The following is a 14,624-nucleotide window of genomic DNA, read 5'->3' as shown; positions in this document are numbered from 1 at the left end:
GCCCGGATCGCGTCGAACGGCGCGGCTGCGACCGTTGTCGGGCGGGTCACACGAAGGGCTCCCTTCGAGCGCGTTGCAACGCCCGAAGGAGTGACATGGGACGGTCGGGCCTCAGATCGATCTCGCTACGCATGCCCCGATGTCAACCTTCGTCGTCGATGGCCAACCGCCTCCTCTCGAACCGTCCCTGCAATCGTCTCGTATCGTTTCGACGCCAAAACGATGTGCTGATCCGCGGATCGGTCACAGGCAATACTGGCTCAACGTCCATCTCGCGGAGAAGTCGATCCAGCCTACCTGTCGTGATGCCATACTCCCTTGCGAAGGCACGTCCCGAAACGTGCTTGGTCTGGAAGCTCCGGATGCTTTTGGCATCAACGTCGATACTTGTTTCGCCATGTCGAAGGAGATTGGACGCTATCAAGCGTCGAATATCGATATTGTAACAATCCAACTGGCGGGCGGCGTCAGAGATGTGTACATTCCCGTTCGATTTCCGATGATCCCGTTCAAATCGTGCTACCTCGGTACGCAAAAAGCCTATCCGCCGCAATCCGACACCATCGATCAAGATATCAACTGGACGTAGTGTTCCTGCCAGCACCGCGCGAAGGATGAATGCCATGCCATGGCCCCGCACGCGTTGGACGACTTCACATGTGTCGTAGATCAACCGTCGGTCAGCGTGACTGCCGCAACCGGGCACGTTGGCCTCCAACTTCTCCAGTAGTCGGACGGCCGACGCCCGGTCGACGAAGCGCCCCGACGTTCCGCTGATCGCGCTCAAGAGCCCGTCTTCCAACAAGGGCGCAACCTTGTTGGGCCTGATGCCCAGTAATCGGCTCGCAGTTCCGTGAGAAAGGGCTTCGCCATTGCGGCGAAGGTTCGCGAGCGTCTTACCTGATCCGGTTGCCTTTAGTCGGCGCTCGATCTCGTGACGATCCACGAACGTGAACGTCTTGTCGTTTTGGACGAAACGTATGCCAACGAGCGACCCATCACGAGCCATACGAGCCAGAGTTCTCCGGTCGATCCCAAGCGCTTTAGCCGCCTGAGGGAGCGACATCCAACGGTCGGAGGACCCTTCGCCCGCCAGGGCCTGTCGCAGGGCAGGCGCGCGACCATCTCCCGTGATGTCCAAGAAGTTCTGGAACTCCTTTGCGAAGATGAACCTGGCTTCGGAGGGCAAGAGGAACTCACCGTTCCAGGTTTTAGCTCGGAGTAGGAACGTGATCTCGGGATCCCGCGCCGCCCCGCCCGTCGTCGAGCCGTCCGCGAGAACTCTTTGTGACCTGATGAAGTCGTGAAAGCCCGTCGGCCAGTTAGACAACAGCCGGGCCGCTTTGATCGCGGCTTCCGCGATGTCGGACGAGTCAGCGCTTCCGCGATACGTCTCGCGCATGCGTCTGAAGCCGAGCCGGCTTGCCATGGTCACGATGTCCTGGGGCGACAACTCGCCGAACACGCTGGTGAGGGCCGGAAGGCGCGAAAGCGTTTCGGAACCGAGTGCTTGACCCAGCAGGAGGGCAAGCTCTACTTCCTCCTCGCCGGCCCTTTGGATCTCCGAGCTGGAATAACGGCCACCGCAGTTGGGATTAGGACAAAGGTCGACGTGTCGACGCCTCCATGTGATCGGCGAGCCGCAGCGCGGACACACGTTCACGAGCCTACACTCATGGTCCGGGCAGCAGGTCCATATGCGTAGACCCCAAGCCGCTTGGACGAAGCCTTTCTCAGCCAAGCAGACGGGGCAGACCTTCGGCTTTCGTGCGTCGAACAGGGCTACCGAGATGTCCATCCCCGGTATTTCCGCCCACCGCCAACCAGCGGTATCCAACCGTGGCACGAGCGTCTGCAGGTCATGCACCGCCACCTGTGTCATCAGGCGCAGACGCTCTATGACGCCCTCACGCGAGAGAAGGTCCGGGGCTCTCATGCCCGCCGAACGTAAGATCCATTCAGAAAATTCGTAGCCGTTGATCTGGGTCAGCCGCAGCACCCAGCCTAGAAAGCCCTCGCCCTTTTCCGGCGATGTTCGAACGACCAGACGCGGATGGTAGCCCTGTATCGATGCGTACCTTCGTCTGGTCATGAGATTTTGCTATCAGCGGCGAGACACCCGAACATCATGCAGCGGGGAGCCCTGCGACTGCCAGCGTAGTTGAAGCATGCCAGCTGACGTCGCCGACCCATGGGCTGCGCCCCAATATCGGGTTTTGAAGAGCGAGAGGGCCCATCGCACACGGTTACTACGCAAAATATGGAGTGATTCCAGTATCTTAACCTAGCCCTTCGTTTTTCGAGAAGTAGTCAGAAAACCGCGCATTATTTCCTGACACTCTCGCAGTTTCGGACCGACAGACCAGCAACTACAGCACTACACGTCCAGGTTCGCGACGCTGAGGGCATTCTCCTGGATGAACTCCCGCCGCGGTTCCACGACGTCGCCCATCAGCTTCACGAACAGGTCGTCGGCATCGGTGACGTCCTTCACCTTGACCTGCAGCAGCGAGCGCACGTCGCGGTCGAGCGTCGTTTCCCAGAGCTGCTGGGCGGTCATCTCGCCCAGGCCCTTGTACCGCTGGAGCTGAAGGCCCTTGCGACCGAAGGCCATCACGGCCTCGAACAGCGCCACGGGGCCGTGCAGCACGGTCTCGTCGGACTTGCGCATCAGCGTGGCGGCCTCGCCGAAGATCTCCCGCACAGCCTCGGCCCGCTCGGACAGGCGGCGGGCCTCCTGCGAGGTGATCAAGCCGGCATCGAGAGTCGCGACCTGCCGCACGCCGCGCAGTGTCCGGCTCAGGCGGTAGCCCCCCTCGAACGATTCGCCCTGCCAGCCCTGCTCGATCTCATCGGCGATCGTGTCGAGGCGGCGGGCCGTCATGTCGGCCAGAACTTCGGCTTCGCCGGGGCGGTCGGCCGCCTCGGCATCGAAGGCGCCGGCCAGGACCGCCTGCTCGACCACGGACCGGTCGTAGCGCGTGTGCAGTCCCTGCAGGATGCTCCGGAAGGTTCGCGCTTCCTCGACGAGGCTCTTGAGCTGGGGACCGGAGAACTCCGCCCCGGTTGAGAGCCGCAGGATGGCGCCGTCAGTGCCCTGGTCGATCAGATAGTCTTCGAGGGCACGCTCGTCCTTGAGGTAGATCGCACGCCGGCCGCGCTCGGCTTTGTAGAGGGGTGGCTGCGCGATGTAGAGGTGGCCGCGCTCGATCAGCTCCGGCATCTGCCGGAAGAAGAAGGTCAGGAGCAACGTCCGGATGTGCGAGCCGTCCACGTCCGCATCGGTCATGATGATGATGCGGTGGTAGCGCAGCTTCTCCGGGTTGAAGCCCTCGCGATCGGTCGACGAGCGGCCGATCCCGGCGCCGAGCGCCGTGATCAGGGTGCCGATCTCCGCCGAGGACAGCATCCGGTCGGCGCGCACGCGCTCGACGTTCAGGATCTTGCCGCGCAGCGGCAGCACCGCCTGGAAGGTCCGGTCGCGGCCCTGCTTGGCCGAGCCGCCGGCAGAATCGCCCTCCACCAGCAAAATCTCGCACTTGGTTGGGTCGCGCTCCTGGCAATCGGCGAGCTTGCCGGGGAGCGACGCGATATCGAGCGCGCCCTTGCGGGTCACCGTCTCGCGCGCCTTTCGGGCCGCCTCGCGGGCCGAGGCGGCGAGGACCACCTTGCCCATCACCGAGCGGGCCTGGGACGGATTCTCCTCCAGCCAGGTCGACAGGCCCTCGTTGAGGACGTTCTCCACCGCAGGCCGCACCTCGGACGAGACCAGCTTGTCCTTGGTCTGGGACGAGAATTTCGGGTCCGGCACTTGCACGGAGATGACCGCGGTCAGGCCCTCGCGGCAATCCTCGCCGGTGAGCGAGACCTTCTCGCGCTTCGAGACGCCGGAGGAATCGGCGTAGCCGGTGATCTGACGCGTCAGGGCGGACCGGAAGCCCGCCATGTGGGTGCCGCCGTCGCGCTGGGGGATATTGTTGGTGAAGGGCAGCACCGTTTCGTTGAACGAGTCGTTCCACCAGAAGGCGACTTCGACGCGGATGCCGTCGCGCTCCGAACTGACGACCACGGGGCTGGTCATCCCGTCGATCGGCTTGCGCGAGCGGTCGAGGTAGCGGACGAACGCCTCGATCCCGCCCTCGTAGTACAGCTCCTCGCGCTTCTTCTCGGCGTGGCGCGCATCGGTCAGGACGATGCGCACGCCGGAATTGAGGAAGGCGAGTTCGCGCAGGCGCTTCTCCAGCGTCCCGTAATCGAACTCGATCATCGTGAAGGTGTCGGTCGAGGGCAGGAAGGTGACTTCCGTGCCGCGCCGGCCGTTGCCGGGACCGACCACCTCGAGCGGCGCCACGGCGTCCCCGTGGCGGAACTCCATGGCGTGCTCCGTGTCGTTGCGCCAGATGCGCAGCTTCAGCCACGACGACAGGGCGTTCACCACCGAGACGCCGACGCCGTGCAGGCCGCCGGAGACCTTGTAGGAATTCTGATCGAACTTCCCGCCCGCGTGCAGCTGGGTCATGATGACCTCGGCCGCCGAGACGCCCTCCTCCTTGTGGATGTCCACCGGGATGCCGCGGCCGTTGTCGGAAACCGTGACCGAACCGTCGGCGTTGAGGGTGACGGTGACGAGGTCGGCGTGGCCAGCCAGGGCCTCGTCGATGGCGTTGTCGACGACCTCATACACCATATGGTGGAGGCCGGAGCCGTCATCGGTATCACCGATATACATGCCGGGGCGCTTGCGGACGGCATCGAGGCCCTTCAGCACGCGGATCGATTCCGCGCCGTAATCGGCGTGCTCGTTCTGGGGGGTGTCGGCCATGAACTTCCTCGGGCAGGCGGGCCTTTACGCGACGGAGAGACTCGCGCCGTCAGGCGCCCACGCCTGAACTCTCACTCGGTCTGCCTGATATAGGGGTTCCACCTTGAGTTTGCACGACTTTTGCGCACCCAGGGCGGGCCCCTGGGTGCTTTTCTGACGCTCCCGGCTTAACGCCGCGTTAGCCCTCGATCCCGCCCGCGCTGGCGGCATCCAGGCGCGCGATCACCTCCGCCGAAAGCGTCAGCCGGGCAGCGCCGAGCAGGTCGTCGAGCTGCGCCACGGAGGTCGCGCTGGCGATCGGCGCGGTGATGCCGGGGCGCGCGATGATCCAGGCCAGCGCCACCTGGGCCGGGCTCGCACCCTGCGCCGCGGCGACCGAATCGAGCACGTCGAGCAGCGCGAAGCCCCGCGGATTGAGATACTTCGCGACGCGGTTCTCCCGGGGCCGGCCGGCGGCGTCCTGCGCGGAGCGGTATTTCCCCGTCAGGAAGCCCGCCGCCAGCGAGAAGTAGCCGATCACGCCGACCTGCTCGGCCCGGCAGAGCGGCTCCAGCTCAGCCTCGTAGCCGCGCTCGGCGAGGCTGTAATCCGGCTGCAGGCATTCGTAGCGCGGCAGGCCCGCGGAGGCCGAGAGCGCCAGCGCCTCCTTGAGCCGGCTGGCGCCGTAATTCGAGGCCCCGATCACCCGCACCTTGCCGGCCGCGATCAGGCGCTCGTAGGCCCGCAGCGTCTCCTCCAGCGGCACGTCGGCATCGTCGAGATGGGACTGGTAGAGATCGATCCGGTCGGTTTGCAGCCGCTGCAGGGACGCCTCGCAGGCCCGCTCGATATGCTGCGCCGAGAGGCCTTTGCCGGCCTCGCCCATATCCATGCCGACCTTGGTGGCGAGGACCACCCGGTCGCGTGTCCGCGGACGGGCTGCGAACCAACGCCCGATCACCGTCTCGGATTCACCGCCCGCGTGGCCCGGTGCCCAACGCGAGTAGACATCGGCCGTGTCGATGAAGTCGAAGCCCTGCTCCACGAATCGGTCTAGGATCGCGAAGGAGGTCGCCTCGTCGGCCGTCCAGCCGAAGACGTTGCCGCCCAGGCAGAAGGGCGCGACCGTGAGATCCGAGCGGCCGATGCGGCGCTTGTCCATGGTGTTCAATCCTGCAGGAACGGGTTGGAGACGCGTTCCTCGCCGAGCGTCCCGGTCGGCCCGTGCCCCGGGATGAAGGCGAGGTCGTCGCCGAGCGGCAGGACCTTCTCCTTGATGGCTCGGATCAGCTGCTCATGGTTGCCTCCGGGCAGGTCGGTGCGGCCGACCGAGCCCTTGAACACCACGTCGCCCACCAGGGCGAAGCGCGCGTCGCGGCTGACGAACACCACGCTGCCGGGGGAATGGCCGGGGCAGTGCAGGATGTCGAAGGCGAGGTCGCCCACCGTCACGGCGTCGCCCTCGTCGAGCCAGCGATCCGGGGTCAGGGCCCGGGCATCGCCGAGCCCGTAATTGGCCGCCGTCTCGGGCAAGGAATCGAGCAGGAACTTGTCGGCCAGATGCGGCCCCTCCACCGGGACGCCGAGGCGCTCGCGCAGCTCGTCGGCGCCGGCGGCGTGGTCGACATGGCCGTGGGTCAGAAAGATCTTCTCGACCGTGACTCCCTGCTCGCGGATCGCCGCCTCGATCCGGTCGAGGTCGCCGCCCGGATCCACCACGGCGCCGACCTTGGTGGCGTCGTCCCAGATCAGGGTGCAGTTCTGCTGGAAGGGCGTGACCGGGATGATTCCGGCTCGTGGCGTACCTGGCATGTCGTTCCGCGAGTTGGCAGCGCCGCTCGGGACGCCCTCGATCCGATTCTAACCCAGAACGCCCACGTTCGGCACCCTGCGCCGACGGATCAGGCCGCGTCGCCCTTTGGACGCCGCAGGTTGTCGTGGAGTGTCAGCATCTCGGCCATGCCGAGCGCGCGGGTGCTCCAGCGGGTTTCCGCGGTGTTGACCTGCGTGAACCGGTCGTGGGACCGGCCGCCATAGGCACCGAACAGAGCCCTGCCCGCCTCGAAGGCTCCGTCACCCGCGGCGGTCTCGTCCGGCCGGTCGATCCGATAGGACGGCGTCGGCGATCGGCCGGTCACGCCGATCCGGACCCAGGCGTCGCCGTAATGCTTCTGGCATATCCGCATGGTGGCCAGAACCTGACGCAGGTACGTCTCGCCGTCGGCCAGCTCCGGCAGGATCTCGGCGATCGTCGCGTCCGGGGAATAATGCTTCGTCCGGGCCATGTCCCACCTCGCTCCGGCCCGTCCTACCGGTTCGGTCGGCCGAGCGCGAGGCGTGATCCGCTTTCGCTCAAGTCGGACGCCGCTTCAGGAGCGCGTCGAGGCCGCCGATGCGGAACCAGTGGTAGCCGTAGCCCTCCAGGAACAGGCAATGCGTGCCGTCCTCGCGGACATCGCTGCGCGTTCCGGTCAGAACGTCGACCAGCACGTCGTGCTCCGGATCGGGGCTACCCGATTCGAGGGCGATCTCCACCGGCTCAGCCGCGAGATTGTGGATGCAGAGCACCGCGTTGCCGCGCCATTCGTAGCGCAGGGCCAGCACCGAGCTGACACGCGTCGGGACCGCCACGACGTCGCCCCAGCCAATCTCCGGCGTTTCCTTGCGCTGCCGGATGATGCTCTGCATCCAGTTGAGCAGGGAATCCTGCTCGTGGCGCTGGTCGGCGACGTTCACGTGCTTGTAGCCGTAGGGGCCGTGGTCGATCACCGGCAGCACGGTCGTGTCGGCCTGCGAGAAGCCGCCCTGGTGCTCGCCGGTCCACTGCATCGGCGTGCGGGCGCAATCCCGCTCCTTCAGCGCGAGGTCGTCGCCCATGCCGATCTCGTCGCCGTAGCGCAGCACCGGCGTGCCGGGCAGGGTGAACATCAGCGAATAGGCCAGGCGGATGCGACGCGGGTCGCCCGACAGCATGGGCGCGAAGCGGCGGCGGATGCCCCGGTCGTAGAGCTGCATGCGCTTATCCGGCCCGAACTCCGCGAACACGGCCTGCCGCTGGGCCTCCGTGAGTCGGCCGAGATCCAGCTCGTCGTGGTTGCGCAGGAAGATGCCCCATTGGCAGGAAAGCGGGCGCGGCTTCGTCTTCTCGATCGCCTTCACGAGAGGCCGCGCGTCATGCCCGGCCAGGGCGTAGAAGGTCGCCTGATTGACCTGGAAGTTGAACATCATGTGCATGCGGTCGGCATCGTCGCCGAAATAGTCGAAATCCTGGTTCGGCAGGATGTTGGCTTCGGCCAGGATGATCGCGTCGCCCTGGCGCCATTGCAGGAACTCGCGGAAATCGCGCAGCATGTCGAACTGCTCGCGGGGCTTGCCGCCGACATCGGCACCCTTCTCGGCGATGACGAATGGCACCGCATCCATCCGGAAGCCCGACACGCCGAGCTGGATCCAGAAGCCCATGATCTTCAGGATCTCGGCCAGCACCTCCGGGTTGGCGGTGTTGAGGTCCGGCTGGAAGTTGAAGAACCGGTGGAAGTACCAGGCCTTGGCCTTCGCGTCGTAGGTCCAGGTCGTGTCCTGCACGCCGGGGAAGACCATGCCCTCGTCGGCGGTCGCAGGCCGCTTGTCCGACCAGACGTACCAGTCCCGGAACGGCGAGTTCGGGTCGGAGCGGGCGGCCTGGAACCAGGGATGCTGGTCCGAGGTGTGGTTGACCACGAGATCGATGAGCACGCGCAGGCCCCGCTGCTTGGCGGCGTGCGTGAAGGCCACGAAGTCGCCGAGCGAACCGTAGGCGGGATCGACGCCGTAATAATCGGCGATGTCGTAGCCGCCGTCCTTCTTGGGCGAAGGCTGGAACGGCATCAGCCAGACGGCCGTGGCGCCCAGGCCCTGGATGTAGTCGAGCCGGCGCTCCAATCCCGCGAAGTCACCGACGCCGTCACCATTGGCATCCATGAAGGTGCCGACCGACAGGCAGTAGATGACGGCGTTCTTGTACCACAGGTCGTTGATCATATTGCGCCCCGGCAAATTCGTGCCTCCAGAACGTAGGGCCGGACCAAAGCGTTGCCGTTCGTCGCGCGTCCTTAAATCAGCCGCGTTGTGCACGCCCTGTCGGGCACGCGCCCGGACGATCCGGGTCCGCCTGTTGCGTCCCCAATCCGGCCCGCATGAACGCCATCCTGATCAAGCTGTTCGCGACCGCCCTGACGCTGAGCCAGGTCACAACCCGGCCGGACGCGGTGCGCACGCACTTCGACCCGGCGACCGACGGGCCCGAGGTAGTGCGGCTGTTGCGCGACGGCTGCGCCCACATGCGCAAGAGCTTCGACATCGAGGACATCAACCTCGACGACCTGATCTCCACCGCCATGGAGGACCCGACTACGGTCGCCGGCCCCTCCGCGCCGAAGATCCTGCATGGGCTCGACATCAACGAGCTGAACGTCAGCTACAAGCAGTTCTGCAAGGGCGAGAACCCGCCGAACTCCCCGTTCGACGCGAAGGCGGTGATCGAGTTCTACGACAACGCCACCAAGGACCTGCCGAGCGCCGAGGCCCTGCGCGACAAGGCCCTGCCGGGCATGACCCGGATCCTCGACGGCGCGGGCAAGCCCTTCGCGGAGGCCTCCGAGCCGAACGGCCGGCGCATCGTGGTGCCGATCACGGCGGTGCCGCCGCTCGTGCAGAAGGCCTTCATCGCCGCGGAGGACAAGCGGTTCGAGAGCCATCACGGCATCGACGAGCGCGGGGTGATCCGCGCCTTCATCGGGAACCTCGCCTCGCCGGGGCGGCCGGCCGGCGGCTCGACCATCACCCAGCAGGTGGTCAAGAACCTCTCGGTGGGCGACGACGTCACCTACGAGCGCAAGATCCGCGAGATGATCGTGGCCTCGCGGCTGGAGCGGATCCTCTCGAAGCCGCAGATCCTCGGCCTCTACCTCAACGGCATCTATCTCGGTCGCGGCGCCTACGGCATCGAGATGGCGGCAGAAAGCTACTTCGGGAAGCCGGTCGGCCAGCTCACCCTGCCGGAGGCGGCCCTGCTTGCCGGCATGCCCAAGGGGCCGAACTTCTACAGCCCGGACAAGTACCCCGACCGGGCCCGCGAACGGCGCGCCTACGTGCTGTCCCGCCTCAAGGAAGAGGGCACGATCACAGAAGCCGAGATGACCACCGCGATTAAGGCCGATCTCGGCCTCAAGCCGATCGAGGTTTCCCGGCGGGATTCCGGATTCTACGCGGTCGACTTCCTCAACCGGGAAGCGCGGACCTTCGCGGGCGTCGATTCGCTCACATCCGGCTCGTACACGGTGCGCTCGACGATCAATGCCGGGCTCCAGCGGGCCGTGGAAGAGGCGTTGCAGGACGGGCTTTCCAATTACGAGCGCTCCACCGGCCGCCAGACCTTCACGGGCCCGGAACTGAACCTCGCCGACAGCGTGCGCCGGATCCAGGCCGCGACGCCGGCCCCCGAGGCCTCGCCGCAGGCGGCTCCCTCCGTCACGGGGGCCCGGGCGGATGCCATCAAGCCGGACGCCAAGACGCTCCGGACCGCGAAGGCCCCCGCCACGCCGCAGCGCAAGCCGGCCTGGCTGCTCGCCCTGGAGAGCGCGCGGCCGGTGCTCTACGATGTTCGCTGGCCCATGGCGGTCGTGCTGGAGACGGGGCGCGGCGGCACCAGGGTCGGACTCGCGGATGGCCGTACGGCCTCCCTCGACGCGGGGATCGCCCGCGGCAAGCTGCAGCCCTATGACGTGGTCCGCGTGAAGGTCACGCAGGGCAAGGGTGGCGCGCACGCGCAACTCCGCGTCAAGCCGAGTGTCCAGGGGGCGGCGCTGGTCATCGAGAATCAGACCGGCCGGATCCTGGCCATGGCGGGGGGCTTCTCCTATCCGCTGAGCCAGCTCAATCGCGTCACCCAGACGGTGCGCCAGCCGGGCTCGACCCTGAAGCCGCTGACCTACCTCGCGGCCCTCAATGCCGGCCTCCAGCCCAACACGCTGGTGATGGATTCCGCCGTCACCCTGCCGCCGATCAACGGCACCGGCGATTCGTGGTCGCCCAAGAATTACGAGGGCGGCGGCTCGGGGCCGACGACGCTCCGGCGCGGCCTCGAATTCTCGAAGAACCTCGTGACCGCTCGCCTCCTGCAGGGCGGCATCGCTCCGAAGGCTCCCGCGAGTTTGAAGCGCGTCTGCGACATCGCCCTCGAAGCGCAGATCTACGCGGAATGCGAGCCCTACTACCCCTTCGTCCTGGGCGCGCAGCCGGTGCGGATGCTCGACCTCGCGGGCTTTTACGCGGCGGTCGCCAACGAGGGCGCGCGGCCCGCGCCCTACGCCCTCGAATCGGTCGAGCACGACGGCAAATCACTCTACACGCACGCGGCCCGGGAACCGGTCCGGATTGCCTCGGCCGACAGGATTGCGTTCTACCAGCTCAAGACGATGCTCCAGGGCGTGACCCAGCACGGTACCGCCGCGGCCCTGTCGAAGGTCTCCGCCTACGTGGCCGGCAAGACCGGCACCTCGGAGAACGAGAACGACGCGTGGTTCGCCGGCCTGACCAACGAGATCACCGTCGTGGTCTGGGTCGGCTACGACAACGCCGACGGCAGCCGGAAGACGCTCGGCCGCGGCCAGACCGGCGGCCACGTCTCGGTCCCGATCGCCTCGGCGATCCTCCAGGCGGCCTGGGCCAACGGCGTGCCGAAGACGCCGCTGAAGGGCCCCTCCTCCGAGGCGCGGCCGTTCATCGCCGATCTCGCCATCGACCCGCGCAGCGGCGTCCGCGTTACGGGCGGCGGTTTCATCGAGCATTTCCGCACGAGCGGCGACGGCAAGATGGCCGACACGCAATACCGGCTCGTGCCGCGCGAGACGCTCTATGCCATGCGGCCGGATGCCGAGGACGGCGATCTCGGCGGCGCCGAGGACGGCGCGAGCGTCGCGGGCGACTATTATGGGAACATGACCGGCGAGCGTCCGCCTGCGGACCCGCTCGACCCGTTCGCAGACCGGCCGCCGCCGCGCAGCCGCCGTGCGCAGGGCGATCTGGACCCCTACGGCCAGGATCCGTACAGGCCCTGGCCGGGCCAGACCGCGCGCTCGCCATTCGGGGATGACGGCGTGCGCAGGCCGCGCCGTCGCGACCCGGACTACCTGTTCGGCGAAGATTCCGGTTTCTGACCGCCCTCCCCCGAGATGAGACGCCCGTTGCGAACGCAGCTTCCCGCCGCCCGAATTCCCGCGGCCCTCACCGTCGCGCTGATGGCCGCGATCCCGGCCCATGCGCAGACGCCCGCCGCCAACACGGCATCGGCCCCCGCGGCCGACCGGATCAAGGAGGTGCCATCCGTGACCGCGGTCGATCCGGCCGCGATCAAGCCGGGCCAGATCCTGTTCACCGATCACCGCGACAAGCCCACGGCCCCGGAAAACGGGCTGATCCCGTATCTCGACTGGCAGAAGGTGCGGCCCGCGGAGGCGTCGGCGCTCGCCCCCTACCCGGGCTACAAGGAGCCCGACTACACCGTCACGGTGAACGGCGTGACCAAGCCGCGGCACGAGACCCTCAAGGTCTACGTGGCCGAGGGACGCTTCGTCGTTCCGCGGTCCCCGGAGTCGATCGATATCGCGTCCTACGCCAATCTCGCCTTCGTGCAGAAGATGGACTCGGCGATCAAACACCGCGCGGTCTCGGTCGCCGACGTGACGCCCAACAAGGATCCGGCCGCCGCCTTCGCCAAGCGGCCGGACCGTCCGTGGTGCGAGGGCGCGGGGGCCTGCATCGAGTCGCGCTACGATCTCGAAGGCAAGTTGCCGCTCGGCGTGAAGCTCGCCAACAAGTTGGAGGAGGGCTCAGCCAAGAAGATCGCCGAGTATGTCTCGTTCCAAAGCGAGCTGCGGGTGCTCGGGCCCGATCAGGACGGGCCGCTCCGGGCTCTGACCAAGATCGAGACGCCGGTCACCGGCGGGCTGGAGCAGACGATCTTCTGGGTCAATCAGATCCTGCGCTTCGGCAAGTTCCTGGCGGTGTTCCAGCCGATGCCGAACGACCCGGGCAAGACGGTCGTGACGACCTACATGGCGCTCGCCATCAAGGGCGATGTGCTCGACCGGAAGGCCGAATACGCCCGGGTGCCGGTGCTGAAGAACCTGCTGCCCGCGCAGGTGTTGATGGGCAATTCGAGCTTCAACACCGGCACGTCGATCAGTGCCGGCCTGCCGGTCTATGCCCGGAACCGCATCACGACCTTCGCGGACGCGCTGACGAAGCGCTGAACGCGTCCGCTCGGCGCCGGGGCCTCACATGCCGCGGTTGCCGATCGTCGGCAGGGTCGGCTGCGTGTAGGCGCGGTTCACGTCTCGCCGCGTCTGGGTGCCGTTGGTGTTGCTGGAGGCGCGGTAATTGTCGAGGTTGAAACTCTCGGCGAGGCCGCTGCGCGACTCCGGACCGTCCGTGGCGCAGGCGCCGAGACCGCCGATCGTCAGCGCGGAGATGACCAGAAGGCTGAAACGCATGTGGAGTCCTGACGGGTTCGGCCGATGATCGGCACGGATCGCGGGAATGGCAGTCCCGCCATCGTCAGGGCCGCGGAGACCCCGTCAAGGGCGCGCGCCAACCGTAAATCGGTTCTGCGGCCTCCGATGCGCGGCAGCCACGGAAAATCCACCACGCCTCGCGTTTGCGGCGGATAGGCTCCGGCACCCCCTGGCGCATCCAGGGCCTTTTGAGCGACAACCACCGGCGATGAGCAACGTTTTGCCCTTCCGTCCCCGCGCGAACGTCGCGCGCCTCGCCCGCTGCGAGGTCGTCACCGTCGCGGGCGATCTCCTCGCGCTGCTCGATCAGCTCGAAGACGTCGGCGCGCGCGCCGCCGCCATGGGCCGCCCCGCGCGCGAAGTCGAGCGCACCGTTCAGCACCTCATGGATGCGGTGAGTGCCGTGGAACGGGCGCTGGACTGCATCGGTGAAGGTGAGCAATCGACGCCGGCCTGAGACGTGGTCAGGGCCGCGCCGAGGCGGCCTCGCGACGCGCCGAACATCCCATTCGACGTCACGAATACATAAGTGTCACGGTGTCTGCGAAGTCGTTCTAACAGGCCGCATTCATCCGGAACCCGATCGCACAGCTTGCGGTTGAGGGTCGAATGCTCAAGTCGGGTATCGTTTCCGGAGGTCGCGATGAAGCTTCGCACGGGCAGCCTGCTGGCCGCCATAACGGCTGCGTGCGCGTTGGCCGGAAGCGGCATGCCGGCTCAGGCTGCCGAACTGGGTTTCCTTGAAATGCTTTTCGGCGCAGGGCCGGCCCCTCAGCAGGTTCAGCCCGCACCGTCCTATGCCCCGCAGATCTCTCAGCCGTCGCATCCGCGGCTGGGCGCGGCGCGACGCCGCTTGCAGACGCGCTACACCGCCCTGCCGGTGAAAATCCGCGTGAAGGAGTCCGAGCTTTCCCCGCGTCAGGTCTCGATCGATATGAAGGCGGGGGCGACGGCGGCGTTCCTGAAGGATGAGACGCTCCAGCCGGGCGATATCGTCGTTCTGAACACCGGTGCGAAGGTGTTTGCCGGCAATCCCGACAAGCGCCACACCGTGCGCGACTTCGAGCCGGCTCAGAGCTCACGCTTGGTCAGCAAGGGCACGCGAAAGGTTCTGGCAAGCCTGTTCACGCCGGTCGGCGCCCGCCCGGCTCAGGAAGCCCGCCGCATGATGGCGCGGGCGAGCACGGCGATCCCGTCGGCGACGCCGATCCCGACCGAGAAGACCGCCATGCGGATCATCAATCCCTGGCGGGATCAGCAGTGAACGGGCG

General features: G+C 66.9%; 11 protein-coding genes. 4 read left to right on the top strand and 7 right to left on the bottom strand.

From position 1 onward, the window contains the following. Window positions 1-142: 142 nt before the first annotated feature. From AAHG09_RS09075 to AAHG09_RS09050, 6 genes are all read right to left on the bottom strand, one after another. Window positions 143-2,092 (bottom strand): TniQ family protein, encoded by a 1,950-nt coding sequence (locus AAHG09_RS09075; RefSeq protein WP_083920178.1) that lies wholly within the window; start codon window positions 2,090-2,092, stop codon window positions 143-145. Between the two features lie 285 nt (window positions 2,093-2,377). After that, window positions 2,378-4,822, bottom strand: a complete 2,445-nt coding sequence (gene gyrB / locus AAHG09_RS09070; RefSeq protein ID WP_342106753.1) for a DNA topoisomerase (ATP-hydrolyzing) subunit B — start codon at window positions 4,820-4,822, stop codon at window positions 2,378-2,380. A gap of 178 nt (window positions 4,823-5,000) precedes the next feature. Beyond that, window positions 5,001-5,963, bottom strand: coding sequence for an aldo/keto reductase (locus tag AAHG09_RS09065; RefSeq protein WP_342106751.1), 963 nt, complete (start codon window positions 5,961-5,963; stop codon window positions 5,001-5,003). Window positions 5,964-5,968: 5 nt separating this feature from the next. Beyond that, a complete protein-coding gene (locus AAHG09_RS09060) occupies window positions 5,969-6,613 on the bottom strand; it encodes an MBL fold metallo-hydrolase (protein ID WP_342106748.1) in 645 nt (214 codons plus the stop codon). An 89-nt stretch (window positions 6,614-6,702) separates the two neighbouring features. Next, entirely contained in the window at window positions 6,703-7,086 is a 384-nt protein-coding gene (locus AAHG09_RS09055) for a hypothetical protein (protein ID WP_342106746.1), read from the bottom strand. Between the two features lie 67 nt (window positions 7,087-7,153). Beyond that, the gene (locus AAHG09_RS09050; RefSeq protein WP_342106745.1) at window positions 7,154-8,821 is read right to left on the bottom strand and encodes an alpha-amylase family protein; all 1,668 of its coding nucleotides are present in this window, start codon (window positions 8,819-8,821) and stop codon (window positions 7,154-7,156) included. A 155-nt stretch (window positions 8,822-8,976) separates the two neighbouring features. On the opposite strand from AAHG09_RS09050, the gene AAHG09_RS09045 reads away from it, so the two are divergent. Beyond that, window positions 8,977-11,997: a penicillin-binding protein 1A gene (locus tag AAHG09_RS09045; protein ID WP_342106743.1), complete on the top strand. Its 3,021-nt coding sequence runs from the start codon at window positions 8,977-8,979 to the stop codon at window positions 11,995-11,997. A 15-nt stretch (window positions 11,998-12,012) separates the two neighbouring features. After that, complete coding sequence (locus AAHG09_RS09040) at window positions 12,013-13,092, top strand: hypothetical protein (protein ID WP_342106742.1); 1,080 nt, start codon at window positions 12,013-12,015, stop codon at window positions 13,090-13,092. A gap of 24 nt (window positions 13,093-13,116) precedes the next feature. Here the strand turns inward: AAHG09_RS09040 and AAHG09_RS09035 are convergent, their stop codons facing one another. Beyond that, window positions 13,117-13,332, bottom strand: coding sequence for a hypothetical protein (locus tag AAHG09_RS09035; RefSeq protein ID WP_342106741.1), 216 nt, complete (start codon window positions 13,330-13,332; stop codon window positions 13,117-13,119). A gap of 229 nt (window positions 13,333-13,561) precedes the next feature. Here AAHG09_RS09035 and AAHG09_RS09030 point away from each other — a divergent pair, with 229 nt between their 5' ends. Continuing rightward, on the top strand, window positions 13,562-13,810 hold the full coding sequence (locus AAHG09_RS09030; RefSeq protein WP_342106740.1) for a hypothetical protein: 249 nt from the start codon (window positions 13,562-13,564) through the stop codon (window positions 13,808-13,810). Window positions 13,811-13,996: 186 nt separating this feature from the next. Further along, window positions 13,997-14,617 (top strand): hypothetical protein, encoded by a 621-nt coding sequence (locus tag AAHG09_RS09025; RefSeq protein ID WP_342106738.1) that lies wholly within the window; start codon window positions 13,997-13,999, stop codon window positions 14,615-14,617. The last annotated feature ends 7 nt before the right edge of the window (window positions 14,618-14,624 follow it).

Origin of the sequence: Methylobacterium guangdongense (genome assembly GCF_038442355.1) — a bacterium.
GTDB lineage: Bacteria > Pseudomonadota > Alphaproteobacteria > Rhizobiales > Beijerinckiaceae > Methylobacterium > Methylobacterium guangdongense.
The sequence above is the reverse complement of the archived record's forward strand: the minus strand, read 5'-3'. Positions and strand labels throughout refer to the sequence as shown.